The sequence below is a fragment of the Lacticaseibacillus porcinae genome, assembly GCF_003946305.1.
Lineage (GTDB): Bacteria > Bacillota > Bacilli > Lactobacillales > Lactobacillaceae > Lacticaseibacillus > Lacticaseibacillus porcinae.
On the sequence record NZ_RHNS01000001.1, the window covers coordinates 417,219 to 443,064 of the forward strand.

A 25,846-nucleotide genomic window follows, 5' to 3' on the forward strand; every position below is an offset into this window, starting at 1 on the left:
TGTGCTCCTTACCCAAGCATGGTGGAGATCTTTTGCACGTATTTCATGATGCGCGTGGATGAAGCGTCTTGATCGGCTTCCGCCATGGAAAAGGCGCCTTCATCAAATTGCGCAGGACTTTCATGCAAAGCATCGACCATATCTTGGCAACCTTTTTGAAAATCTGCAAAAGCAGTGGTCAACAACTTGTGGTTCCCCATCAACTTCGCTGGGACTTTAGCAGCTTCAAGCTTTTCCAACATGCCGGCATAATGGTCGGTACCATCTTGGAAGCTAGCGATCGTCTTGGCATATTCGTCAGTGTCGAATTCGCCCATGGTGCCATCGAGCAGCGCTTGCTTCAACGCATCAAATTTAGGACTCATTTGATCTTGTTCGGCTTCCGTGTCGTCCATGATCAAGTTGATCAGTTGCGCATAATGCATCAATTTCAATTGTGTTTTGTTCATTTTAGCCATTATAATTCCTCCAATTGTTATCTCGTCCATTCTAACAGAAAAACGCTTGCGTGACACGTTTCGACGGTTGTATGAAAAAAGCCCAGCATCGCTGCTGGACTACGCTGATTTTATTGATGTCTGCCATCCACAGGCCAGGATCATCCCTGAAAACACAGGGAATACAGGTCTGCGTCACTCACAGGTTTTTTTGGTACCTGCCACCCACGGGCCCTTAAGTCCCGGATCAGTATCAGATTCATTAGCAGGAGTCAGCACTCCTGAAACATATCATCATTGTGTCATATCACCGTGTGACATGTCAATCATTATTTTGCGATTTTGCGTTGGACGAACTTCACGATCTCGACGATCACAATGATCAAGAACCCGGCGCCAAGCACCACACCCCATTGGGATAAGGCGAGGCTGGTCACATGGAACAAGCCGTTGAACCCTGGCACTAAGATCGTGACAGCAAGCAACAAGAAACTTGCTAAAATCGCCCAGTTAAATGCCCGGTTGCGGAACAAGCCGACAGTGAAAAGACTTTGATGTACAGACTTCACGTTGAAGGCATGGAACAGTTGGATCAAACCAAGTGTCGCATAAGCCATCGTCAACGCATCAGCGTGGATCGCGGCGTTGGTCGCATGGACTGGCCAAGTGATGGCGATGAAGTATACGCCAAGCGTTAAGCCACCTTCTAACAACCCTTGCCAGATCACTGCCGGACCGACGCCGCCGGAGAAGAAGTTGGACTTGCGACCACGAGGCTTTTGGTTCATGATCCCAGGTTCTGTGGGTTCGACCCCTAATGCGATCGCTGGGAAAGTGTCAGTGACTAAGTTGATCCACAAGATGTGAACCGGTGCTAAAATGTCCCACCCAAGCATCGTCATCATAAATAACGTTAAGACTTCACCGAGGTTTGCTGACAACAGATATTGAATCGACTTTTGAATGTTGGCGAAAACTTTACGACCTTCTTCAACCGCGGTAACGATCGTCGCAAAGTTATCATCGGCTAACACCATGTCGGAAGCACCTTTAGATACTTCAGTCCCAGTGATCCCCATGCCGATGCCGATATCTGCGGCTTTTAATGCTGGGGCATCGTTGACACCATCGCCAGTCATTGCGACCACTTTACCTTTTGCTTGCCAAGCATTGACGATACGAACTTTGTGTTCAGGCGCCACACGCGCGTATACGGAATATTTTTCCACATTATCGGCGAACTCTGCGTCTGATTGTTCATCAAGTTGGGCGCCAGTGATCACAGCAGCGTCGTCGCCTGGTTCAATGATCCCAAGCCGTCCGGCGATGGCTTCGGCAGTATCTTGGTGGTCGCCGGTGATCATCATTGGGCGGATCCCTGCAGCTTTGGCTTCTGCCACCGCCGCTTGCACTTCAGGACGTTCAGGATCGATCATCCCCACTAATCCGGCAAAAATCAAATCATGTTCCACGGAATCACTATCGACAGTTGCTGGGATCGTGTCGACCACTTTATACGCCATCCCGAGCACCCGCAGCGCTTGGGTTGCCAGGTGTTTGTTGGTATCTAAAATCGCGTTACGGTCACCTTCAGTCATCGAATTGGCATGATCGCCAAACGCAAGTTGCGTCGCGCGTTTCAACAATTGATCTTGTGCGCCTTTGGTCGCCACTAAGTAGCGACCATTTGGTAATTGATGAATCGTCGTCATCAATTTACGTTCAGAATCAAATGGCACTTCAGCGACACGGGGCATTTGTTGCAGTTCAGCCGCAAGGTCAAACTGTTGTTTTTGACCATATGCCACTAATGCCGTTTCCGTCGGGTCACCAAGCATCGTGCCATCAGGTTGAATTTGGGTGTCGTTGGCAAAATTCATCACCGTCATCAACAAGTTCCCGCCGGCGATGCCGTCTGAGGCATCATGGAGTTGGCCATCATAATACACTTTTTCGACGGTCATTTTATTTTGGGTCAACGTCCCAGTTTTATCAGAAGCGATAATTTCGGTGGAGCCAAGGGTTTCAACAGCAGGCAGTTTCCGGACTAAAGCGGAGCGCTTCGCCATTTTCTGAGTCCCTAACGCTAAAATGATCGTCACGATCGCAGGCAAGCCTTCGGGAATAGCAGCGACAGCTAAGGAAATCGCCGTTAAGAACATTTCTGGCACTGAAGCAGCGTGACGCCAGATCCCAACGCCAAAGACGATGGCTGCGATCACTAAGATCATGATCGTGAGCGTCTTCCCTAATGCCTTTAAGTTATCTTGCAATGGCGTCGTCGTTTCTTTGGCAGTGTTGATCATCGTCGCGATTTGACCGACTTGCGTTTGCATCCCAGTTGCGATCACGACGCCGACGCCGCGGCCATAGGTGATGTTGGTGTTCATAAACGCTAAGTTGCTGCGATCACCGATGCCAACGTTATCGCCTTGCAAGGTGTCAACGTCTTTTTCAACTGGGACGGACTCCCCAGTTAACGCCGATTCTTCGATTTTCAAGTTTGCTGATTCGATCAATCGCAGATCTGCAGGCACCACGTCGCCGGCTTCAACAAGCACAATGTCGCCGACGACAAGTTCTGTGCTGGGGATCGTCAACACATTGCCGTCGCGGCGAACGTGAGCGTCTGGGGTGGCCATTTTTGCTAAGGCGTCGATGGCTTCTTCAGCTTTTGATTCTTGGAAAACGCCGAAAATCGCGTTTAAGATCACCACGGCTAAAATAATGCCAGCATCGGCCCATTCATGAACAATTAAGCCGGCAACTAACGCTGCGACTAACAAGACAATGATCATGAAATCTTTGAATTGGTCAGCAAAGCGCATCAACATTGACTTCTTTTTGCCGGTAGCTAAAGCGTTAGGACCATGTTGTTGCAGACGCCCACTGGCTTCAGTGGTGGTTAAGCCAGTGTCAGCTTGGCTTTTGGTTGCTTGCAACGTTTCTTGAATCGTTTGTGCATATTCGGGTTTCGTCAATTGGAGGTCCTCCTTTTTATTGTGGTAAAAAAAATGAGGCTTACAAACTGCGCGCGCAGTTCATAAGTCTCACTAATTAAGGCAACACCAGCTATAACTTGTTGGTGACGTTGCCGCGGCAGATGCGCCGCTAGTTACTCCCTTATGTGACAACTTCAGTATACCGGATATCATTGTGAAGTTGCAAGCATAATATTTATTTTTACTTATGCTTTCCAAAAGTCGTCAAATACGGTGATCGGCAAATGACGCTTATGAGCAGAACGTTGATACCAAGCTTCGATTTTCTCAGCGGCGGCGGTGTCGATTGCTTTGCCTTCTAAGTAGTCGTCGATATCGCGATAAGAAACCCCTAACGCCACTTCATCAGGCAACGCTGGACGGTCTTCTTCCAAGTCTGCAGTTGGTGCTTTCTCATATAAATGCGCTGGTGCACCCAGGGCTTTGAGCAAGCTGGCACCTTGGCGTTTGTTCAACCGCCACAATGGTGTGACGTCTGCGCCACCATCACCGAACTTGGTGTAAAAACCAGTGATTGCTTCAGCTGCATGGTCCGTGCCGATCACAACACCAGCTTGGGCACCAGCGATGGCGTATTGGGCGATCATCCGGGCACGCGCTTTGATGTTACCTTTGTTGAAGTCAGTGACCGTCAAGTCGTTAGCTTCTACGGCTTGCACCATCGCATCAACAGATGGTTTGATGTTAACGCGCGTGGTTTGGTCTGCTTGCATAAAGTCGATGGCAGCCATCGCATCTGCTTCGTCTGCTTGTTCGCCATAAGGTAAGCGCACCGCGATGAATTGGTAATCCGCGTCGCCAGTTTCGGCGCGCAGTTCAGTGACTGCGATTTCCGCAAGTTTACCGGCAAGGGTAGAATCTTGGCCGCCAGAAATACCGAGGACTAAGGTTTTTAACCCACTGTAATGGGTGAGGTAACTTTTCAGAAAGTCGACACTGCGACGAATTTCTTTTTTCGGATCGATGGTTGGTTGGACATGTAAAGCTTTGATGATCTCTTGTTGTAATGGGCGCATGTTGTTTGAACGTCTCCTTTGTAAGGTGTCGGGTTTATCATACGCCCAATACGTTGGTGCACGCAATGAAACAAGTCAGAAATCCTCACAACCACAATGTAAAAGACTTGCTCAGCGTTCGTCGCTGGGCAAGTCTTGATTTAATTATTCTGGTAACGCCAACCATAAGGCTAAGTAGACCCAAAACAACAGCCCACCGCCGAAAACAAATAACAAGCGGATCCAAATCGCATCGACGTTTAAACTTTCAGCGATCCCGCCACATACCCCTGCAAATACGCGGTTGTCTAATGATTTATGCAATCCCATTTTAAAGCTCCTCCCTTTGTACAACCATACAATAGCAAGTTTCTGGCAAAAGTACTCGCGGCTTTGGCAGGATTTATGTCTCAGGCGAAAGTCTGATGGCAATCAAAAAGCGTTCCGACTGTTGTCAAAACGCTTTTTGGTGAAGCTATTTGCGCGGTTTGAAGGCGACGATTTTTTCCGACTTGCCAGTGGTTTTTGCATCGCCGAGATCAAACGTTGCGCTTGTTTCTTTGATGTTGACCGCAAATCGCTTAACATCGAGGCGTCTTGAAGGTCTTAGTTGACGGCATCAAGGTCAAACGCTTCTTCACGCACCCCTAAACCATCTTCGTAAAACCCAGCACCGCGCCCAGCTAAACAAATTGGCAAAGGTCGCTTGACGTCGCGAGTTTCTTCGAGTTGAATGCGATGATCCCATGACTCGCCAAAATCATAAGTGTATTGGACAGTGCCTTTTTGCAAGTCCGGTAAAATCTGCGCAGTTGCCGCATCGGTGCCTTCTGCATAAGGATCGGCACTGGTGTCGTCATAGGTCAATTCACGATTCCACGCCGGGTAAAAGCCGTACATATGATAATTATCCCATGCAAACGCCGCTTGAATGATCATATGCAGTTGCGCATAAGTGGTGCTGGTGGGGACTGCAAGCCGCTGCCAAGTCAATGTTTGCGGTGTTCAAGAGTGATTCTTAAGATCAAGGCTTCAGTCCTAGCGACTCCTTTATTCATGCGACAGATTGTATTTTACCCTGGAAGCGGTAAAAGTACGATTTATTGCCATGTAAAAAGCACCTTCCGCAGAAGATGCTTTCAACAAACACGATAAACGTCCAGTCATTGTCGTGTGTCAGCTTAAACTTCGTCACCATTTGAAGTGGATGCAACCCATTAATATCTCACATCAGGATCTAAATCAGACCCATTGTTTGCGATCACGTCTTTGTACCAGTAATAACTCTTCTTTGGTGTCCGAGCGTAATCTCCTTGTTGATCATCATTGCGATCGACATAGACAAAACCGTAACGTTTTGCCATTTGACCAGTCCCAGCAGACACAATGTCGATCCAACCCCAAGTGGTGTAGCCGATCAAATTGACGCCATCGGCTAAGGCATCACTCATTGCAGCAAGGTGCTGCTTCAAGTAATCGATGCGGTAATCATCATAGATCTTCCCGTCAGCAGTTTTCTCGTCGACGGCGCCAAGACCATTTTCAACAACCATCATTGGAATTTGGTAGCGACTATTGACTTCATTGAGATACCACCGCAAGCCTGATGGATCCGTCGACCAGCCCCATTCACTATATTTCAAATATGGGTTCTTCACGCCAAAGGACATGTTACCAGTGGATTCGCGTTTCGACTGATCGGCAGTTTCGGCGCTGGAAGAATAATAGGAGAAGGTGTAAAAATCAACTTTCCCTGCAGCCAAAGTTTCTGCGTCAGTTTCATCAATGTCTAATACCACATGGTGCTTGGTCCAGTAGCGCTTGGCAAAGTCAGGATAAGCGCCACGCACTTGGACATCCCCGCAATAGAAATTGTTAAGTTCGTTGGTTTGTTGGGCGAGCAGGACATCTTCAGGTGACGCAGTCAAAGGATAAGTGACTTGCCCAGCGATCATGCAGCCGATCAAGTTGTTGGGATCGATCGCGTGACCGATTTGGACGGCTTTAGCGGAAGCGACGAATTGATGATGCAACCCTTGCAAGGCCGCTTGAATCGCGGCGTCATTTTGTTCACCTAATAAAGGTGAGGAACCATCAGGCGTCGGCAACCCCAATGACATATAGCCGCCAAGCATAAAGCCGATGTTGATCTCATTGAAGGTCAACCAATATTTCACCAGCCCTGAGAATTCTTTAAACAACGTCGTCGCATAGTTCACGTAAAAATCGATCACTTTGCGATTGCCCCAACCACCGTATGCTTTGGTCAAATGATAAGGCATTTCATAATGAGAGATCGTCACTAACGGTTCGATTCCATATTGATGACACAGTTCAAACACATGGCGATAATAGTCTAAACCAGCGCGGTTAGGTTCTTTCTCATCACCATTTGGGAAAATGCGCGTCCAAGCGATCGACAAGCGGTACAGCTTAAAGCCCATCCCTGCCATCAACTTAATGTCTTCTTCGGTGTGATGATAACCATCAGAGGCGTCATGTGATGGGAAGTAGCCAGGTTGAGTCGCATCTTCAACAAACCGCCGTGGCGTTTCAAAGGTCCCGCCTAACAAGTGGTCCGCAGTACTTTCGCCTTTACCATCTGCTTGCCAAGCCCCTTCATATTGATTCGCAGCAGTCGCACCGCCCCATAAAAAGCCTTTTGGAAATTGCGTCATGTATGTGTTCCTCCTATTTTTTCAATGTGATCAAATCATCGCCGACTGCCACTGGTTGATTGCTCAAGCCATTGACTGAACTGTAACTGGTGGTGTTGGTAATGATGATCGGTGTGGTCACTGAGTAGCCGGCAGCTTCAATGGCGGCTTTATCAAAATGCATCAACTTTTGACCTGCAGTCACGGTTTCACCTTGTTTGACGAATGATTCAAAGTGTTTGCCTTCTAATTGCACCGTGTCCATGCCAATGTGGATCAAAATATCGGCACCACCATTGGTATGCAAGCCGATCGCATGTTTCGTTGGAAAGACTAAAGCGACAGTCCCTGCAGCCGGTGCGTAAACATCTTCGCCAGTCGGCTCGATTGCCGCGCCTTGCCCCATCGATTCAGAAGCAAACACGGGATCTTTGACATCGGTCAACTTAATGGCATCCCCTGATACTGGGGCCAGTAACACTTCATCTTCAACTTCTGCTTGGGCATCAGTCGAAACTGTTGCCACTGGTTGAATGTCTGCATCATCAGCAGCTGCAGGTGCCACAGTTTCAAGTTCAGGATCGATATCCGTTTTCTTAGCAAACAATAAGGTTAACAAGAACCCGATCACAAAAGCGACGGCACAAGCCAACAACATCCCATAGAAACTCATATCCATCCCAGATTTAGGATTGATCATGGCTGGGAATTGGAAGACCCCCATGCCGCCCATCATATAAAGTTGGCTACCGAACAACCCGATCAACGCGCCACCGATACCAGCGCCGATTAATGAGAACACGAAAGTCTTTTTCCGAGGTAACGTGATCCCGTAAATTGCGGGTTCAGTGACCCCGAAGATCCCTGAGATAAACGCCGAGATCCCTAAACCTTTGAGCTTCACATTCTTAGTTCGTAAGGTGATCGCTAACACGACCCCGATTTGGGCAAATGAGGCACTGACGATTTCCGCTAAAATCGGATCATGGCCTAAGTTGGAGACATTCAACATCGCCACTGGGATCAAGCCCCAATGTAAACCGAAGATCACAAGCACTTGCCAGAAGCCGCCTAAGATCAACCCTGCAACCACTGGTGCTAAGTTGTACAACCCAACGACCCCAGCAGATACTGCTTCACTTAACCAAGAAATGATCGGTCCGATGATCAATAACGTCAGCGGCACAATGATCAACAACGTACAAAATGGTGAGACGAAAGTTTTAACCACAGTTGGGATCACTTTATCCAGCCACTTTTTGAGTTTGGCGGCAAAGTATACCGACACGATGACTGGCACCACTGAACTGGTGTAATTCATCATCAACACTGGGATCCCTAAAAACTTCATATAAACTGGGGTTTCCAAGAAGGTGCCGGCAAACATCGTCATCAAAGGCTTCGTTGAACTGGCAACATTTGCTGGGACCATGGCGACTAAATTCGGATAAACTAACGCCGCACCGATTGCCATGCCGATGAAGCTATCAAGTTTGAACTTCTTAGCTGCTGAATACCCTAACAAAATTGGCAAGAAGTAGAAGAACGAATCCCCAATGGCATTTAAAATAATGTAAGTGCCACCAGTTTGGGAGATCCACCCTAAAGAGCTGAACATCGCATTGAAGCCTTTGATCATCCCTGTGGCTGCCAATACCCCAAGCGCTGGGGTGAAAATGCCTGAGATCAAGTCGATGAATTTATCTAAGACACTTAACTTTTTGCCATCATCTGGATCATCATCAGGGACTTGACCACCATCTGCTAAGCCAGTTTGCTTGATCAAGGTGTCGTAAACGTCTGCGACTTGATTACCAATGACCACTTGATACTGGCCACCACTTTTGACGACAGTGACGACGCCATCGGTGTTTTTGAGCTTTTCCGTTTGGGCAACAGATTCATCTTTGAGTTTGAACCGTAGCCGTGTGGTACAATGCACCACGCTGTTAACATTTTCTTTGCCGCCGACACCTTTCATGATCTCGTCAGCTAATTTTTCATAAGCCATAATTTTTCTCCTTTTAAAACACAAAAACCCAAGTCGCGCCAAAATCTTGACGTGCCTTGGGTTAATGCCTGCTGTGCAGTAACACACCCGTTATTTGGTTTCTTCGCGATGGGTCACGCGCCAAACATGTAAGGTCAAATACACCTTATCGTTGTCAGAAACGTGCCAACCATGCGCTTTGTTGAGATATTTCGCAATGATCTCAACCACCCCATATTCTCTAGGGTATTTGCTTTGCATTAAGATCAATAAACTAGGATCCAAGGCTTCACTAGGTTCTTTGTCGCCTTTAAGCATGCGGATAAAGAAATACCGCAAATGCGACACGAAGCGACTGTAATTGAATGATTCCGCGTCTAAAGTCGTTTGATATTGCAATTGCACGATTTTGATGACGCTGGCAGTGAGCTTTGAGATCGCAATGGTATCTTGCAACTTCTCTTGCTCATTTTCCACATTGACAAAGTGATAAGTTAAAAACGACGCTTCATCTTCTGGAAGATCAATGCCTAAAGTCGCATCCAGTTGTAAAATGGCTCTGCGAGCCGCTTCAAATTCTTTCGGGAATAAGCGCCGCACTTCCCATTTGCTAGCTGGATCTGACAACGTTACCCCAGAGTCAGCTCGCTTCACCGCAAAATCGATATGATCGGCTAAGATCAAATATTGATAATCGGTGAACTTTACCCCTAGCTCTGCTTCAACCGCTTTGACCACTGCCAAAGTGGCATCAGTGATCTCAGCATCGAAATTCTGCAAGTTGTCGAGGGACTCGCGATGATCAGCGTCTGCTTTGAAGTACCGCGCGACGTTATTCTCATCAATAAGATCCCCTGGTTTGTGGCCGAAGCCAATACCATTGCCTAACACGATCCATTCAGTGCCTTGGGCGTCTTCAACCAGCGCGGCGTTGTTATTGAAATTTTTGACGTACTGCATTGAAACGCCTCCTCACTGAATGAATTGCATAAAAAAAGCCTACAATTTCCACGTACGTACGTGTGTAATGTAGGTTATGCCGGCCGAACCGTAACACGCTATCTTTACGAGTTAAATGTTAACGGTTTCTAAAGAACTTGTCAAACGCTTTCTTCAAAAAGTTTCACTGCTTACCTGTCGAAATTGGCCTGAGCCCTTGGCTGGCTTAGGCTGAGTGCGCTTTTGAAGGCGAGGGGTTCACTGACTATCGATTCGGCAAACCAGGCGACCTACATGATTTAAGTGAACAATAACGCCGCCTTGAATTTCCTAAATTAGAATCATTAAAAAAGTTTACCGCCTGCAGGAGTAAGGCTGCAGGCGGTTTCAATTTGTCGGGAAAAGTCAAGGACTGATTTAGAATGATTACAATATATGGTAGAACCGTAGTCAAATCTAAGCAGGAATTTCACAATTCGTTTAGTAGGAAAAGCGATCGAACCATTCAAAGCAGATGCCTCTCTTAAAGGAGAATTTACCACCATTACCGATTCGGACTTGAACTGTCACTGGAGCGTGGTGATGTTTTACCCCGCAGACTTTTCATTCGTGTGCCCAACAGAATTGGAAGACTTGCAAGATGAACTACTCGGGAATAAATTCCCGAGTTTCCAAGATCTCTCTTGAAAACATCGTAAACTGCGAGTCATAAGAAGTATTCATGATCTCTACAAGGCCATTAGGGTGGCCCGAACTCTCACCACAACGACCGTGTTTTGCCACAAATGTTTCCATTTGAAGGTCAACGGTATACGCTTGTAATCAGGTCTTTGTTTACTTTGCGACCAACTGATCCCTAATTTCTTTACTGGTCGGAGGAAGTTGTTCTGTTCTCCCTGTTTAATTAAATCGATGACGACTCTGACTAAATAATTGAACTGACCATGGCGGCGGTGACTTTAGGAAAGATTTTTACCTTGATGTGACGACTTGGATGTAAGCCCCATGCTAAGATGTTTTGCGCGGCGTTATGATCGCGATCGATCACTTTACCTGTAACTGGACTGATCCATTCACGTTGAGATAATGGATGCTTGTCGATGACCTCAGTGCCATATTCCACTTGGCTAGTTTTGTAGGCATCGACTTCAACGACAGTCACACCTTGTTTGAACGCGCGATTCTCAATGACTTGCTTAGCTTCGTATGGCTTTAACAAAGCAAGCTTACGATTCTTAGCTTTACCTGTGGACTTGCGCATGTCGTTGGCAGCGAGCCTCTCCATCACTAAGAGTTTAATTGGAGCAACAAGCTTAATGGCCAACTGACGATAGGCTTCATTTAATAGTTGGGCACGTTTGGCAGAAAGGCGTTGAATCTTCTTGGTGATATTGTTGGCACTTCCATGCATAAGGCTGCGCTTACTTTTAAATTTGTTGATTAGGTGTTCATAGCAATCAGCTTTAGTAATCACCTGTAGCGGTAATGGATATTGTTTGTTGTTGGAATCATGATAAGCAACGTTGTTAGTCATGTTCCAATCGATACCGATCGCTGGTTCTGCTTTCACGTTAGCTTCGGCCTTTGGTTGAACATGCACAATTTGAAGTTGATAAGTGTTGTCGCCTTTACGTTTGAGTTTGATGATCTTGACATCTGAGAAGTCATATTCCTTTGAGCTCTTGTGTAAATGCAGGATGCCAAAGTTAGGGACTTTGATCACATGCGCTGAAAGCACTTGAATCGGCGTATTCTTTTGAATCTCAACCGCTCGAGTTTTTGATTTCAAATTAAAACGCAGATGCCCGCGCTTGTACCAACTGTTATGATGCGGGTTCTTGTGTTTGCCGCGTTTGTCTTTGATGATGTTTTGTTTGTATTGAAACTTGACTCTGTCTGACCATTTAAAGCCCGCGCGTAACTGTTTCTGATATTCTGTAAAGCTGACGATCAGAGTCTGAAGAAATAATTGGGCATTGTGCGAGGACAGGAACAAGACTTTGTGACTCCAGCGATTAAGCTGGTACTTCTCATTGAGAAACAGCTTGATGATGTGATTGATGAGCTTGTGTCGGTTGATACCAGTCGGAATATTTCTGTCAATATGCTTCCGGCCATAAGTTTTGTACATATAATTCAACGAATAATTAAATAACTGATCTTGAACCAATAAGGCGCACTCATGTTGGAGGATTTGATTGCTTGATAATGTGACTTTAAACTTTTCGGTGAACGCAAACGTCTTGGAACGGCTGCGTTTTTCCTGTACCCAGGGCTCAGCCATAATGAAATCTCCTTGAATTTGATGACTTCATTATAGCAAACAAGCGTTCGAATTTAAAATTAAAAAAACAAAAACAGCCTGTCTAAGCGCTAATTCTTCCCAGGAATGAATTCCTGGGTTTGCTTAGCTGATAGGCTAGATCAAACAAACCGTCACCCTTAAAGGCGATGTCCGGGTGATGAAAGAAAGCACCCGTAAGGTCATCCGCGAACAAATTCAAACGCTGGTTCACGGTGTCGAAGTGATGTTTGGCGTCGTGGCCAAAGTCTTTGATTGCGGGCCTCAAGACCCTTCAGAAGATTTCGCTTATTTCGCACAAGCGTTACCTGCTGCGTTCTTATACATCGGCTGCGCCAAAGATGATGGGTTGGAACATCCCCATCACAGCCCAGACTTTTTCATGGACGAGCGCGCCTTATTGATCGCCGCTCAAGCTGTCGGCACAGCAGCATTGAATTTCCTAAATTAGAATCATTCGAAAAAAGTTTACCGCCTGCAGCCCTACTCCTGCAGGCGGTTTCAATTTGTCGGGAAAAGTCAAGGGTTGATTTAGAATGATTACAATGTATGCTAGAACCGTAGTCAAATCTAAGGAGGAATTTCACAATGAGTTTAGTAGGAAAAGCGATCGAACCATTCAAAGCAGATGCCTATCTTAAAGGAGAATTTACCACCATCACTGACAACGACTTGAAAGGTCACTGGAGTGTCGTGATGTTTTACCCCGCAGACTTTTCATTCGTGTGCCCGACCGAACTTGAAGACTTGCAAGAACAATACGCCACTTTGCAAAGCTTAGGCGTGGAAGTTTATTCCGTGTCTGAAGATACTCATTTTGTCCACAAAGCTTGGCATGACGAGTCAGAAGCTGTTGGGAAGTTGCAATATGCAATGATCGGCGACCCTAGCCATCAACTTGCCCGGATGTTTGACGTGTTAGACGAAGATGCCGGTCTTGCCCAACGCGGGACCTTCATTCTCGATGGCAACGGCGTGGTGCAATCTATGGAGATCAACGCTGACGGCATCGGCCGCAACGCTTCAGAATACATCGACCGCATCAAAGCTGGGCAATATGTTGAAGCCCACCCTGGTGAAGTCTGCCCTGCCAAGTGGAAGCAAGGCGAAAAAACGTTGACCCCAGGCCTTGACCTCGTAGGTAAACTCTAATGCTGACAGATGAACTCAAACAACAATTAAAAGCCTATTTGCAATATCTCGTCGACCCTGTCGTCTTTCGTTTAGACGCAGGTGCCGATGACAATGGTCAAAAAGTGCGCGAGTTCGTGTCGACTGTCGCTGACCTTGATCCCAGGCTTTCTGTGGAAAACGCCACGTTAAAGCGGCAACCGAGTTTTGCCATCGACCGCGCCGGCCACAACCCTTCTGGCATCGAATTTGCCGGGGTGCCGCTGGGACATGAATTTGAATCTTTCGTGTTGGCGTTGCTACAAGTTTCTGGCCACGCCCCCAAGATCACCGCTGACCAACAACAAGCCATCGATGCCATCGACCAGCCGCTACATTTTGAAACATATGCTAGCCTCAGTTGTCACAACTGTCCAGACGTCGTGCAGGCGCTTGATATTATCAGTGTCCTCAACCCCAACGTCACCCACACCATGATCGAAGGCGGCATGTTTCAAGCGGAAACTGAAGCCCATGATATCATGGCCGTGCCAACCGTTTACCTCAACGGCGAAGAATGGCACAACGGTCGCGCTGACCTGAACGCTTTGCTGGCAAAAATCGCCGGACACCACGGCCCAGTCGCTGTCACCGCCGCCCAAAAGGATCGCATATATGATGTGTTGATCATCGGTGGTGGCCCTGCTGCTGGTGCTTCTGCGATTTACGCCGCCCGCAAAGGTTTAGCTGTCGCTGTGGTCGCCGATCATTTCGGTGGCCAACCGCTTGAAACTGTCGGCATTGAAAATGTTCCCGGGACTGATTACATTGTCGGTGAGAACTTGATGCAAAACATTCAAGCGCAACTCACCAAATACCATGTCACCGTGTTATCTGGTCAAACCGTCAACGGCTTGACTGCAGGATCGCCGGTGCGTGTCGACTTGCTTGGTGGGGCGCAACTCCGGGCTAAAACTGTCATCGTTGCCACTGGTGCCCACTGGCGGAATCTCAATGTCCCTGGCGAAGTCGAATTCAAAAACAAAGGCGTTGCCTATTGCCCGCATTGCGATGGCCCGTTGTACAAAGACAAAGCTGTTGCCGTGGTCGGTGGCGGGAACTCTGGGATCGAAGCGGCGATCGACTTAGCCGGGATCGCGAAGCATGTCACCGTCTTGGAATTTGCCTCTGAGATCTCTGCTGACGCAGTGTTATTAAGTAAGGCGCGCAGCCTGAACAATGTCGACTTGATCGCCAACGCGCAAACCACTGCAGTTGTCGGCGACGGTCGGGTGTCAGGCTTAGAGTATACTGACCGCGCAACGGGTGCTGCTGAGTCGCTTGCCGTCGATGGCGTGTTCGTCCAAATCGGCTTAGTGCCGAATACTGAATGGCTTGGCGATACCCTTGCATTGACTGATCATGGTGAAATTCAAGTTGATAAATTTGGTGCCACCAGCATGAAAAATGTTTTCGCTGCTGGCGACTGCACCGATTCTGCGTATAAACAGATCGTCATTGCCATGGGCAGTGGCGCCACCGCTGCGCTGAGTGCCTTTGATGCGCTAGTGCGGGGATAAAATTAAAAAGCATTCGCCTCTTGTAGCTGCTCCTACAAGTGGGCGAATGCTTTTTTACTTGGTGCCAGGTTTTGCAACTTGATTCGGGTACGTCGTCTTAAACGCCTTCCATACTGCAGCATTGATGGTGAGGTCACGCTTTTCGGTCAAATCGCGAACTGGCACAGTTTTCATACTTGCAGTATAAATCCCCCAAAACGCGATGATGGCTAACACCCCAATCCCCCACCAGCGATTCAACCAAATGGCGGCGGCGATGAAAAGGACTGTCGCCACCGACGTCCAAATGAATAATTGTTGCGTCAACTTAGTGGCTTGCTGGGCATAACGATGCGTCGGCTCTAAATGCATGACATCCCCTCCAAAAATCATTTGCCTGATTGTACCACATGATGCGCCGCGCGTTCATGCAAAATTTTCGGTGAGGTTTCAGGCGCTCGCGCCAAACAATAACTCGCGGCAAACACCAAGATCACGCCGCAGATCCCCATTGCCGTTTGCACTTGCCAAGCATTGGTGATGATCGGGAGTAAAAAGGTCCCGGCTGCCGCGCCGATGCGACTGAAGGTCACTACCATCCCCACGCCAGTGCCGCGGACTGACGAATCAAACAACTCACTGGTGTAAGGATAATCGGCAACAAGGCCGGCGGATAAAATCACCGCAAACAAGCTGAATAACACTAGGGATACGGTGGCTGGCAAGCTTTTACCAAAGGCTAACAACAACAAGGCAATGCCTGCCAGGCCAAAGTCAGCGACCAGAAATTGTCGGCGACTGACGTGATTGAACACCACGATCCCGAGCAGCACCCCGATCATCATCGAGCCGTTATATAAATAATTCACCGTAGACGCACTGCCGATGCCCATGCCTTTGACTAAAATCGGCAAAAAGATACTGATTCCAAAGAAAGTGAACGATTGAGAAGCATAAAACACGCCGCCGACAGCAGTTTGTCGTAAGTATTTTTTTGAGAACACAACAGTCCATTTAAACGATTCATTCGGCGTTTGGGCAGCGACTTTTTGTTGCTTGGACAACCCCCACTTGCGCCCAAGGTTCTTGGTGATCACACGTTGCGCGGCTTTAGGTTTGCCTTGGTTGACCAACCAACTTGGCGACGTTGGCAACTTCACCACTGAACGAAAAATTGCGGTGATCAGTGCAAAAATCGCAGGAGACGCCATCATCATTTGCCAATTGGTGAACAGCGGGCCGATCACGGAAGCGGCAATGAAGCCGATGGTCCAATAGATCACCAAGCGACTTTGAATGCGTCCTGCTTCTTTTGATGGGAGCCACTCGATCAACAATGTGTTCCCGGCAGTATAGTCCACCGCCACCATCAACCCGACCAGCACTCTTAAGATGAAGGTCATGAGTAAATTGCTGGTGAGCAATTGCAAAAGTGATACCGCGACGAGAATGTACATATTCGCCAGCAATAATCTTCGCCGTCCGATGCGGTCAGAAAGTTTGCCGACTAGCAAACTCCCGGCAAGACCGATCAAAGTCCCAGCGCCGATCAGCCCGATCCAAAAATCTGAAATCGGCATCACTTTTTGTGCCGCGGTGATCGCAGTCCCAGAAATTTGGATCGCGTAGCCGCAGACAAATTGTCCTAAAATGATTGCCAAATAAATTTTGAGATGCACCCAAGATAGCGGTGCGTGCTTATAAAATCGTTTACGTGGTCTAGCTTGTTCTTCCAAAAAATCCTCCTGTGGTCTGAGCGTTTGAAAATTGGTATAGGTAATAGTTTAACGCAAATTTGAGTTGCATGCAAAAAGGCGACGACACGAGCACCGGTGGTCGGCGTGTCGCGTCATCGTCTTTTAAGGCTGATTATTTCCAACCGAGGCCTGGGGCGACATCTTCCATAATGACTTTGAGGATGTGCGCGTTATAGTCGACGCCAAGCGTGGAAGGCACAGTGATCAACACCGTGTCAGCTTCTTGAATGGCGGTATCTTCTTTGAGTTCGTCGATCAATTTGTCAGGCTCGCCGACATACATTTTCCCGAAGATCGTTGGGTTTTGGTGGTAAGCCAAGTAACCCACCGCGTCTTGCGGTTGCTGATTCTCTGCGAAAAGTTGACGGTCGAGGTCATTGACGATCGGCATGATCGAACGGGTGACCAAGGTCCGTGGCTTGAAGTCATGGCCAGCTTTCTTCCAAGCTTCTTTAAAGACTTGCAGCTGTTTAGCTTGTTGAACATGGAATGGTTCGTTGGTTTCGTAGTTCACCAAGGTCGAAGACATGAGATTCATGCCATGCTCTGCCGCCCAAATTGCCGTAGCTTGCGAGCCAGCACCCCACCAGACACGCTGTTGCATCGTTGGAGAGAATGGTTCAAGGCGACGAAGGCCTGGGCCTTGTGGGAACATTGGTTGTGGATTTGGTTCTGCAAAACGCTCGCCTTTAAGTAGATCCAAGAACTTCAACCCGCGTGCGCGGGCGATATTTTTCATTTCCTCTTCGGAATAGTCATAGCCCCAGTACTTCCAACCGTCCAAGACTTGTTCCGGTGAGCCACGACCCACGCCCATTTGAATCCGCGACTGCGCTAAAATATCCGTGCTCATGACATTTTCTGCCATCATGAACGGGTTCTCGTAGCGCATATCAACTAACCCGGTCCCAATTTCGATCTTGCTAGTTTTGGCTGCGATCGCCGCCATCAGTGGATATGGCGTGCCGATTTGATCTGCGAAATGGTGCACCCGTACCCACGCGCCGTCAACGCCAAGCTTTTCCGCTTCGACTGCAAGCTGAACGGTTTCTTCGTAGCTTTGTTTTGCAGTCTTCACCACAGAATGTTCTGGTTGCCAGAAACCGAAACTCAAGAATCCAATCTTCTTAGTCATTTGTCTCCCTCACTTTCCGTAAGTATGCTTACATTATGTAAGTGACTCTGGAATTTGTCAAGCCGGTTTTTACCGGTTAGAGACAAAAAAGTGAAAGTGCTTCAAAAACCATCTTTGATTTCTTGGACGCCTGCTTGTTTCAAGAATTTCAGGCGATTGGCGACTGGTTGGAACTTTGCATCAGCATCGGTGCGTTCAAACTTTCCGTAACTGGGATCAGTGACTTTCATCTCAAAGGCCTGTTTCGGTGTGAAGGTGTAGGTGGTCACCTCAGAATTTTTCTCAGGTTTGTTGTAGGTGTAACCTTCTGGCGTTTTGTGGGCGTTGAGCGCTTGACGCGACTTGAACGATTCCGCGAGTAGCTCACCAGTTGAAGTCAGCTTTAAATGTTTACCTTTTTTCTCAACCGTGAAAGCTTCGTAGCGATAAAAATTCGCCCCCATCAAACTTGTTCGCAACTCTGTGACCGCATGTTGTTGCTTAGCGTCCACCCACAAACGCATTTGGGCGTCTGTTGAATTACGTAGGACTGGCTGGCCCTTGGCGTGAAATTCAGTGGCGGTGTACTCTGTGGCGTGGGTGCTGGGTTTCGCCTGATTGGCGCAGGCTGTTGTGAGTAATGATGCGGCAATAATGACAGTACCGGTGATGACTTTAGACATGGGTTCCCTCCTGTGAGCTCGTATCTCAATTTATATTCTCAAGGAAGGATATGGCAGTCAAGACTAGTAATTGACGAGATAATGTGCATCAGTTACAGTGAAATTATTATCTGGCAGTCTGGGTGAACACAGGAGGTCGTTACGAACATAAACCGCTACCAGAAAGACATTCGACGCATCATTTTCACTCAAGATCCCACCGCTGACGTTTCAGGATTCCGATTGTATGACTACGATTATTTACCCCAAGTCAATGCCACTTATTTGACAGCCAAATCCCGCAATAACGCGCTCTCAGAAGCAGAACAGCGCGTTATCTCGTCGATCGAAACCCTAGTTGAATGCAATTCGGCTCAATGATCACCCAGCCAATGCTGTTACTCCCAATATCGAAGCCAACACTGTAATTTGCGTTTCGCATTTTTGCTCCTCCCAATCTCCCCATGACAATAATTTTCTGAGTAGTAGAGCCGCAAGAAAAGATGAATGAAAAGTGTATCTTCTTCTGCGATTTTCACACTTGGAGTGTACCCTACTTTTTCAAGAGCAGACGCTGTCATTTTTAACTCAAATTCTTGGTTTGAGAATTTCGGTTGTAAAAAAAGGATATACATTTTCCAGTTTCAGAGGAATAATACGAATCCGGGAATGCGATCTCCTTGCATCGCTCAGCTCTTCAGGCAGCCCCTTCTGGATTGTATTCAGTCGTACATCATCCCGCTTTAATCCCTAAGCCACGCCGTGATCAATGGTTCATATTCAAAAATCAATTGTTCTTGCTCGACAAATTTTTTCGAAAAAACGATTGTATCTAGCTCTTGCTTCAAAATCGGATCTTCAATCTTCAGTCGTCGACTTCGTTTGATATTATGCTTGCCGACTTGACTGATCCACCAAGATACATGTTCTGGCGTTTGCAAACTTAAGAAATCCTCCCGGTGCACGCGGGGCATTCGTGCCAACAGGCGATCGGCGATTTGAATGCCAGTACTATCTAAATCCCCTAAGTAAGCAATTCTTAACCCTCGCTCAGTTAAACGTCGCATCAAAGTCACATATGCGGGCTGAAAGTCATTACCACCTTGATTGATCAACGGCCACTCGGGATGGCGTTGATGCAGTAAAATAAACACCCCATTATTTTCAACCACCACTGCTTGGCCGGTCGCTAAAGCTTGTTCCGCCATCGCATCCACTTGCCACGGATTCAACGTCAGCGGCTGTGGCAAGTCCGTTTGAAAGATATTGGCACAAGTGAATGCCATGCCGATTAGTTTGGCTGAGAGTTCATTGAGTTGTCCAGGTTTGAAATAGTGAGTCACCACCCATTGATAATAATCAAAGATGACTGGAGCGACAGTGGCGTCATTTAAAGTATGCGCGGTTAACCCAGCATCAACTGCTTGTTGTCCACGTGGTGGTAGGGGCTCGCCAGCCTCGATTTTCTCAAAAATTTCGGACAAGCCTAAAGCTGATTCTGGAACTTTGTGTCCCGTATCAGCTTCGTATGCTTCTTGATATTTACTCATCAAACCCTGCCTTCCATGTAACCACAGGTACTAACTGATTGGGATGAAATTCATCTGGTTGGGCGTGCTTTGGACCTAATACTTCATAAGCGCGGTTGGCAACGCCATCTGCCAGCACTTTGTTTTGACCACCACTTGGCATAGTCGCAATGAAATTAAAGCCAAAGTTGGTAATCGTCCGCACAAATGCGCGTGCGGTAGCTGGATCAAGCTTGTCAGCAAATTCGTCAAACATCACTAAATGTGGCGCATCATCTTTTGTTGCACGAGACAAGCGCATTTTGGGCACCAACAACAATGGCAATACCATTGCCTGCGCTTTTTCAGCACCAGAACCACCTGATTGGACGAAACGGTCATTCACCAATTCGGGTGCAGCATTGCGATTTCGGAAGATTTCCACTTGAAACGTTGACCATTGACGAGTATCCAGCATCGTTTCGGCTTGAGCAAAATATGCGTCTTCATCATCAGCTAATTCAGCTTCTTTCACCAGTTGATCGACCTTTTGATTCACGACTTGCGCCAGTCGTTGCTCGCCACGATCTTTCAAAATGTCCTCAATCGCACTGGCTGTTGCACCGGGATCCGGATGCAATGAGATCTGCAAGCGAATGCCATCTTCTCGTTGCCCTTCTGATAACATCTGATTGTACGTTTCAACATCATCGTACTGACGATCAATACTAGTTGCCGCAGCGGTCAAATAATTGGCCATGGCCATTTCATTACCACTGGTTAACTCCGATACTGCAGCATCAACTCCTTGGCTATCTGCAACAAGTGCTTGAATAGCCGCATTGATATCAATCGGAAGTACCATTAGATCGCCTTTGGTCACATAATGCGTATGTGCCAAAGCAGTCGCAAAGGTTTGATACCCGCGATCTTCAAAAAGTGTGTCGAGCGCTTGGGTCACATCATGGCCAGACTGATTACCACCAGCAATGGTATTCTCAATTTTAGTTTGCAGATTCATGAATTGATGTTGATCAATAAACTTGTGACGCCCCTGCGAAAGCTCGATTAATGATTGTAAGTCGGGCATCTCCACCCCTTCAGGCAAGAAATCTAACAGCACGTTGCGAGCTCCTTCAAGTTCTTGACTAAGGCGTGAAATATCGGTTTGAGCTTTCGCAACGACGTTTTGTAAATTCTCTCGACTGCTTTGCAAAGCGATCTGCTGCCGCTGGAAATCGTCTTTTTGTGCGTCAGTGCGAGCTAATGCTGCTTCGGCCTCGATTAATTTTGGCTGTAGTGTTTCATCAAGATATAAGTGACTGAGTTGAACGACTAAATCATTAATAGCATTTTGGGCCGATTCAGCATCGAATCCATCGTCTAAAAAGCCTTGAGCGTTTTTAATATTATTTTGGGTTCGGTTTTGATCCCGCTGATTTTGTTCAAGCGAATCGGATAATTGACGTTGACGCTGATTCAGTTCCTCCAGTTGCGTTAAAAAATCACGACCGCTTTGTAGAAGCACTGGATTTTTCACCAATACAGCCAAGTCCACATAATCGTTCAATAATTGCTGTCGTTCATCAAGTAAAACTTTGACGGCTGCATTCATTTCACTGGCACCATTTTCATGAATGTGCGTGTTGTCTTCATGCAAACCTGAGTTTACTCGACCGGATAACCCACCTTTGACGCGATTATCAATGGCTACATGCATTTGTTGTTCCATTTGTTGAACGAGTTTGACATCTTTACTGGTTTGCGCAACTGCCTTGCTGACGCGCAAATAGGCATCTAATTGCTGTTGGTAGGTGGTCAAGTAATCACGAAACGCGGGAATTATATCGTTCAATTGCGTTTGGGCCAAGACAGCAGTCAATCCACGACGACCAGCTGATTGGGCCATCAATTTTGCTTCTAATGGTTGAATTTGATCGTGCACTAAGGTGTCGAGCTGAGCCTTCCAAGTGTTTGCCTCCTGTTGTTGTTCAACTAGGTCTGCTTGGTATTGTTGGACTTGCGCCTGGGCTTGTGAATTACGCGTTAAATCTTTTTGAGCGGATTGAATTTCTGTTTCAATTTGTTGTTTTTGTTGCTTGAGATTTGCTTGTGCCGCGATGGCCGCTTGCAACTGACTAATGGCAGCTTTTCCCTCAGTCTGCTTTTTGACAAGCATGCCCAGTTGAGAGTCGAGTCCTTGCAGATCCACATCGATTTGACGAATACGTTCGTTGGCTTGATCTCTCGCTTGAACAGCCGCCACATAGTCACGTAGCTGTGGCGATTGCAATTGATTAAGATTGCTCCAAAACAACTCCCGCCGCAACTGCTTCAAACGACGGATCGCTTTTTGTAAACGAATCTGAGTGGCTTTCATTTGATTTAATTGACGGTGGCTTTCCGCGACTGGACGAATGATTTGCCGCGAATCAATGGGTTCTTGCGCTTCTCGCAAAGCTTTGGGAATTGGGGTAAAGCGAGCAGACCCTCCAGTTAAAATTGGTGAAGCTAACAAGCGATAAGCATTGGCCAAATAGCCCAAAGTTTTACCAGAATCAAAGCCATACACAGATTGCGCAACATAATTGCGGTAAGCATCTGCGGTGGTGAAAAGGTGCAAGGCATCACCTAAAGTTTGATTAGCTGATTCGAAATCTTTGCGTGAAAGTCCGTCGCCTTGTGCATCTGTACAATTAAGATCAAGGTCGGATTCAGGATCAGCAAGTTCAATCACAAACCACCAAGTTTGTTCACGTCTACCATCTTTTTGCCGCGTGGCACCAATGCCTAAAGTGACTTGTCGAGTTGCAGAATGGAGGCGCATATAACTATAGCCGGTACGAATGGCGTATGCACCAGACCCCCACCCCAGTAACATCGAATTGAAGTTACGATAATCTTTCGGACTATTTTGCAGTTTGTCTGACTTTCCCACCACATCTGTATCTCTGGCAGCATTAAACGAAGGCGTCTTAATCGAGCCGTCCACCAGCATAGGGAAAAAGGTATTCGCCAATGTCGTTTTCCCAACTTTGTTTTCCCCAAGAAAAGTCACATTGCCATCAGTTGCCGCATCAAAATCAAGTTGTTGATATTGAGCAAAATTTCGCAAATGAAAATCCCAAGGCACTAATCTATTCACCATCAGTGTTCTCCTCCACAATTTCAAAGCGCGTGATCATTGGCCGAGATCGCCAATAATCAGCTTTAGTCTTCTTCGCTAATGCTAAATCCAGTAAAAGTTCGCGCACATCCGAGTTAGTCACCTGAACTTGCGGATATAATTTAGCTGCTGTACTTTGGATTAAGGTGTTCAACTGTTGATCTTCCACACCATCACCAAGGTGTTGACTCACTTTCACTGCAACAAAGAAGGCCCTAGACTTGAGCGGTTGACGCTGCGCATCCAAAAGCATGGCATAATGGTCACTACACTCAAGATAAAAGCGTTCAAGTTGCGCCCATTGCATTGCAATTTCTACTTTATTGGCTTGCAATGTTGCCCATAACTGCGCATGCTTGCTTGCATCAATTGCACGATGCTGTAACAAATAAACATTCACCTGCTGGACCGGCGTCAATGGCTTAGATTGCGTCTGCGATTGCAAATACATGATGATGTTTTGCGCCTCTGCCAAGAAATCTGGTGAGATATCCCAATATTCTTCAATCTCTTGATCATGTTCATCATCATAAATATCAGGTCGACGCACTTTGAACAACTTAAAGCGGTCAACAAAAATGGCATCGATAATTTTGCGAATATCTCGTTCTTCCAATTGCGACACGCGTGAACGCACACTGGTGACAATAGGCTGACATGCCAGCAATCCTTCATTATCCGCTAAACTTTGTTCTGGAGAATTAATCACAGCTTTAATGGTTGCCAATAATATTTGCAAATCAATCGTACTGATGCGCCCTGGGCCTGACAGTAACAATAAGTTGTCTTGAAAATTCATCGGCACTTGACCTATCAATGTGGTTAAGTAACGATTGACTCGCCGCTGCGTATCTGGCCGCTGATAAGCAAGAATAGCTTGTTGTGCTTGCTTAGCAGACGCAGTGGTCGTAAACATTTCTTGGTCAAACAACCGGTTGATGATCAACCGATCAGTTTTCTTGATAACGGCCATCATTGAGCCTCCAATTCAAATCGATAAGCGTGTGGCAATACTGCGACATAAGCTTCAGAGGCAAGATGAATCCGAACCGGTTGACTATCAGCAAGCACTTCAACTTGTTTTAGCGGCCGACCAAAAATGGCAAAACTATCAGCATCTTCATACTGAGTGGCACTAAACAACGTCACCGCCAAATCACGCGCTGAGGCATGCTGAAATGTCAATTCACCAGCAATCACACCAAGCGTTTCGTTCTGCATCACTTGTTGTACAAATTCGTTCATAGCCGCCTTAGTGTCGCTAACTTGTAAGGAATCAATCACCACTTTTGGATTATCTGCTTGCGTATAAACACGCACTTCTGCTTCTTTAACAAAGCGTTGAACCGGTGGAAAGCTCCCGGCATCAGTCAGCTCTTCACGCACATCACTGATGTACTCAGACATCTTCTTCGTGCGCTCTTCGCCATTGTATTGTTCAATTTTTTCGAGCTCTTGAGGATTGAGGCGGTCCATCGGCAAGTGTGATGGCAAAGCCGCTGGCAAGTGCAGCGTTTCTGCTCGGGTGAGTAGCTCATCAATGGTTTTGGTAAGGGCTTTGACATCAACCGTTTGTCGCTGAACGTGATCAAATTCCGCGGTCAAGAGCTTTACTGCCGCCCACAAGGTCTCAAATAACAAATAAATGGAATCAAAGCTATTTTGAATTGCACTCGGCGTGGGATCAAAACTTTGGGCCAAAGTATCCAATTGCCGTTGAATCGCGTGCATGTGCGCGCGGCGATTGACTAATAATTGTCCAGCATCCCCAACTGCATTTTGCGCATCAAGGTTGTCTTCAGCCATTGCACTATGTCCCAAGGCTTCTACCAGTGCCTCATCACGCGACATTTTTAAAATGGTGCGAGCTTCCTCTTGCAATTTGCGATAAGCAGGGACAGCTTGCTTTTGCAACATGAGTTGTAATTTATGCGCGACTTCGCTAGCGTGATTAAATGACAAATCTGTCGCAATTTCCCGCAAGTCCGCATCTAATTTCCGCATGCCGTTCATCACATCTTGAAATGCTTCAAGCATCTTAACGAAGTGATCATGGAAGGCCACCGTCTCTGAGTGCCACTGTTTCTGGGTACGCATCAGATGCACTAAATCAACGAACTCGTCAATCCGTCGCGTTGACGCAACCACAGTGTTTTCAGCATTAACCACTCGTTGCATTGCGTTCAAAAACTCAATGCCAGAACTAGTAATGCGATATACAGCACTGGTTTTGACAATATATTTACCGTCCAGGTTAAGTCGCACTTTGCGCGTATTTTCACTCACCAAACGCGCTTGATTGATCAACACATCTAGTAAACGACCTAAGATTTGATTGCTGACCGGTGCTTCGCCAGGTTCAAGATATTCCGCGTTATACTCCCGAACCAAAAAGCGTATCGTGATCGGCTCACCGAAGCCGCTACCATGCCGGGACATGATTTCCAATAAGTTCCACCCACCTAAACGGTGCATTGGCGAGTGACCCAGATTCATTGATAAGATCAAATCCCGTAGTTGCGGACTGAGTTGATGCGACATGTGAGCAGCTCCTTTCAAGCATTGGCTAACTCTATTGTACTGGTTATCCAATGCCGAGCACAATTAGAAAGGTCGTTTACTCACTTTATTCTGTTTACTGGACTAGA

The 25,846-nt window shown here is 47.0% G+C and carries 19 protein-coding genes and 2 pseudogenes; 4 read left to right on the forward strand and 17 right to left on the reverse strand.

The window, feature by feature from the left end; translation table 11 throughout:
* Positions 1-8 precede the first annotated feature (8 nt).
* The 8 genes from EKM92_RS01975 to EKM92_RS02010 all read right to left on the reverse strand — a co-directional run bounded on the left by EKM92_RS01975 (position 9) and on the right by EKM92_RS02010 (position 10,041).
* On the reverse strand, positions 9-458 hold the full coding sequence (locus EKM92_RS01975; protein WP_125707343.1) for a hypothetical protein: 450 nt from the start codon (positions 456-458) through the stop codon (positions 9-11).
* Positions 459-766: 308 nt separating this feature from the next.
* Positions 767-3,418 carry a cation-translocating P-type ATPase gene (locus EKM92_RS01980; protein ID WP_125707345.1) on the reverse strand — a complete coding sequence of 884 codons (2,652 nt, stop codon included), beginning with the start codon at positions 3,416-3,418 and terminating at the stop codon, positions 767-769.
* A gap of 206 nt (positions 3,419-3,624) precedes the next feature.
* Positions 3,625-4,455: an ammonia-dependent NAD(+) synthetase gene (gene nadE / locus EKM92_RS01985; RefSeq protein ID WP_125707347.1), complete on the reverse strand. Its 831-nt coding sequence runs from the start codon at positions 4,453-4,455 to the stop codon at positions 3,625-3,627.
* Positions 4,456-4,599: 144 nt separating this feature from the next.
* Positions 4,600-4,764 carry a PspC domain-containing protein gene (locus EKM92_RS01990; protein ID WP_082611765.1) on the reverse strand — a complete coding sequence of 55 codons (165 nt, stop codon included), beginning with the start codon at positions 4,762-4,764 and terminating at the stop codon, positions 4,600-4,602.
* Between the two features lie 276 nt (positions 4,765-5,040).
* Positions 5,041-5,427, reverse strand: a complete 387-nt coding sequence (locus tag EKM92_RS01995; protein ID WP_125707349.1) for a plasmid pRiA4b ORF-3 family protein — start codon at positions 5,425-5,427, stop codon at positions 5,041-5,043.
* A 224-nt stretch (positions 5,428-5,651) separates the two neighbouring features.
* Positions 5,652-7,112 carry a glycoside hydrolase family 1 protein gene (locus EKM92_RS02000; RefSeq protein WP_125707351.1) on the reverse strand — a complete coding sequence of 487 codons (1,461 nt, stop codon included), beginning with the start codon at positions 7,110-7,112 and terminating at the stop codon, positions 5,652-5,654.
* A gap of 13 nt (positions 7,113-7,125) precedes the next feature.
* Entirely contained in the window at positions 7,126-9,102 is a 1,977-nt protein-coding gene (locus EKM92_RS02005; protein ID WP_125707353.1) for a beta-glucoside-specific PTS transporter subunit IIABC, read from the reverse strand.
* A 90-nt stretch (positions 9,103-9,192) separates the two neighbouring features.
* Positions 9,193-10,041: a PRD domain-containing protein gene (locus tag EKM92_RS02010; protein WP_125707355.1), complete on the reverse strand. Its 849-nt coding sequence runs from the start codon at positions 10,039-10,041 to the stop codon at positions 9,193-9,195.
* Positions 10,042-10,494: 453 nt separating this feature from the next.
* Here EKM92_RS02010 and EKM92_RS02015 point away from each other — a divergent pair.
* Positions 10,495-10,665, forward strand: a pseudogene (locus EKM92_RS02015) (redoxin domain-containing protein); the annotation flags it as partial.
* 280 nt (positions 10,666-10,945) lie between these two features.
* Here EKM92_RS02015 and EKM92_RS02020 read toward each other — a convergent pair.
* Entirely contained in the window at positions 10,946-12,304 is a 1,359-nt protein-coding gene (locus tag EKM92_RS02020) for an RNA-guided endonuclease InsQ/TnpB family protein (protein WP_125707357.1), read from the reverse strand.
* Positions 12,305-12,443: 139 nt separating this feature from the next.
* On the opposite strand from EKM92_RS02020, the pseudogene EKM92_RS02025 reads away from it, so the two are divergent.
* The 3 genes and pseudogenes from EKM92_RS02025 to ahpF form a co-directional block, all read left to right on the forward strand.
* Positions 12,444-12,773 (forward strand): annotated as a pseudogene (locus EKM92_RS02025) (amidohydrolase); the annotation flags it as partial.
* A gap of 137 nt (positions 12,774-12,910) precedes the next feature.
* Entirely contained in the window at positions 12,911-13,474 is a 564-nt protein-coding gene (ahpC, locus tag EKM92_RS02030) for an alkyl hydroperoxide reductase subunit C (protein ID WP_125707359.1), read from the forward strand.
* Positions 13,474-15,012, forward strand: a complete 1,539-nt coding sequence (gene ahpF / locus EKM92_RS02035) for an alkyl hydroperoxide reductase subunit F (RefSeq protein WP_125707361.1) — start codon at positions 13,474-13,476, stop codon at positions 15,010-15,012. Before ahpC ends, ahpF begins: the two co-directional genes overlap by 1 nt.
* 54 nt (positions 15,013-15,066) lie before the next feature.
* Here the strand turns inward: ahpF and EKM92_RS02040 are convergent, their stop codons facing one another.
* The 8 genes from EKM92_RS02040 to EKM92_RS02075 form a co-directional block, all read right to left on the reverse strand.
* Positions 15,067-15,363, reverse strand: coding sequence for a hypothetical protein (locus EKM92_RS02040; RefSeq protein WP_125707363.1), 297 nt, complete (start codon positions 15,361-15,363; stop codon positions 15,067-15,069).
* A 17-nt stretch (positions 15,364-15,380) separates the two neighbouring features.
* Positions 15,381-16,727: an MFS transporter gene (locus tag EKM92_RS02045; RefSeq protein ID WP_125707365.1), complete on the reverse strand. Its 1,347-nt coding sequence runs from the start codon at positions 16,725-16,727 to the stop codon at positions 15,381-15,383.
* Positions 16,728-16,860: 133 nt separating this feature from the next.
* The gene (locus tag EKM92_RS02050; protein WP_125707367.1) at positions 16,861-17,883 is read right to left on the reverse strand and encodes an LLM class flavin-dependent oxidoreductase; all 1,023 of its coding nucleotides are present in this window, start codon (positions 17,881-17,883) and stop codon (positions 16,861-16,863) included.
* 101 nt (positions 17,884-17,984) lie between these two features.
* Positions 17,985-18,545, reverse strand: coding sequence for a hypothetical protein (locus EKM92_RS02055; protein ID WP_125707369.1), 561 nt, complete (start codon positions 18,543-18,545; stop codon positions 17,985-17,987).
* A gap of 722 nt (positions 18,546-19,267) precedes the next feature.
* Positions 19,268-20,074, reverse strand: a complete 807-nt coding sequence (locus EKM92_RS02060; protein ID WP_125707371.1) for a DUF2399 domain-containing protein — start codon at positions 20,072-20,074, stop codon at positions 19,268-19,270.
* The gene (locus EKM92_RS13685) at positions 20,067-23,180 is read right to left on the reverse strand and encodes an SbcC/MukB-like Walker B domain-containing protein (protein WP_225420697.1); all 3,114 of its coding nucleotides are present in this window, start codon (positions 23,178-23,180) and stop codon (positions 20,067-20,069) included. The genes EKM92_RS02060 and EKM92_RS13685 overlap by 8 nt, the downstream gene beginning before the upstream one ends.
* Positions 23,170-24,174, reverse strand: coding sequence for a hypothetical protein (locus EKM92_RS02070; RefSeq protein WP_164509862.1), 1,005 nt, complete (start codon positions 24,172-24,174; stop codon positions 23,170-23,172). The genes EKM92_RS13685 and EKM92_RS02070 overlap by 11 nt, the downstream gene beginning before the upstream one ends.
* The gene (locus tag EKM92_RS02075; RefSeq protein WP_125707375.1) at positions 24,171-25,739 is read right to left on the reverse strand and encodes a hypothetical protein; all 1,569 of its coding nucleotides are present in this window, start codon (positions 25,737-25,739) and stop codon (positions 24,171-24,173) included. The genes EKM92_RS02070 and EKM92_RS02075 overlap by 4 nt, the downstream gene beginning before the upstream one ends.
* Positions 25,740-25,846: the final 107 nt, after the last annotated feature.

Excerpts from the sequence above, each read along its gene's own strand:
- EKM92_RS02000 (WP_125707351.1), bottom strand. The coding sequence starts at position 7,112 with ATGACGCAATTTCCAAAAGGCTTTTTATGGGGCGGTGCGACTGCTGCG.
- ahpC (WP_125707359.1), top strand. The coding sequence starts at position 12,911 with ATGAGTTTAGTAGGAAAAGCGATCGAACCATTCAAAGCAGATGCCTAT.
- EKM92_RS02055 (WP_125707369.1), bottom strand. The coding sequence starts at position 18,545 with ATGTCTAAAGTCATCACCGGTACTGTCATTATTGCCGCATCATTACTC.
- nadE (WP_125707347.1), bottom strand. The coding sequence starts at position 4,455 with ATGCGCCCATTACAACAAGAGATCATCAAAGCTTTACATGTCCAACCA.
- EKM92_RS02020 (WP_125707357.1), bottom strand. The coding sequence starts at position 12,304 with ATGGCTGAGCCCTGGGTACAGGAAAAACGCAGCCGTTCCAAGACGTTT.
- EKM92_RS01975 (WP_125707343.1), bottom strand. The coding sequence starts at position 458 with ATGGCTAAAATGAACAAAACACAATTGAAATTGATGCATTATGCGCAA.
- ahpF (WP_125707361.1), top strand. The coding sequence starts at position 13,474 with ATGCTGACAGATGAACTCAAACAACAATTAAAAGCCTATTTGCAATAT.
- EKM92_RS02060 (WP_125707371.1), bottom strand. The coding sequence starts at position 20,074 with ATGAGTAAATATCAAGAAGCATACGAAGCTGATACGGGACACAAAGTT.
- EKM92_RS02070 (WP_164509862.1), bottom strand. The coding sequence starts at position 24,174 with ATGATGGCCGTTATCAAGAAAACTGATCGGTTGATCATCAACCGGTTG.
- EKM92_RS02010 (WP_125707355.1), bottom strand. The coding sequence starts at position 10,041 with ATGCAGTACGTCAAAAATTTCAATAACAACGCCGCGCTGGTTGAAGAC.
- EKM92_RS01990 (WP_082611765.1), bottom strand. The coding sequence starts at position 4,764 with ATGGGATTGCATAAATCATTAGACAACCGCGTATTTGCAGGGGTATGT.
- EKM92_RS02040 (WP_125707363.1), bottom strand. The coding sequence starts at position 15,363 with ATGCATTTAGAGCCGACGCATCGTTATGCCCAGCAAGCCACTAAGTTG.
- EKM92_RS13685 (WP_225420697.1), bottom strand. The coding sequence starts at position 23,180 with ATGGTGAATAGATTAGTGCCTTGGGATTTTCATTTGCGAAATTTTGCT.
- EKM92_RS02050 (WP_125707367.1), bottom strand. The coding sequence starts at position 17,883 with ATGACTAAGAAGATTGGATTCTTGAGTTTCGGTTTCTGGCAACCAGAA.
- EKM92_RS02005 (WP_125707353.1), bottom strand. The coding sequence starts at position 9,102 with ATGGCTTATGAAAAATTAGCTGACGAGATCATGAAAGGTGTCGGCGGC.
- EKM92_RS02075 (WP_125707375.1), bottom strand. The coding sequence starts at position 25,739 with ATGTCGCATCAACTCAGTCCGCAACTACGGGATTTGATCTTATCAATG.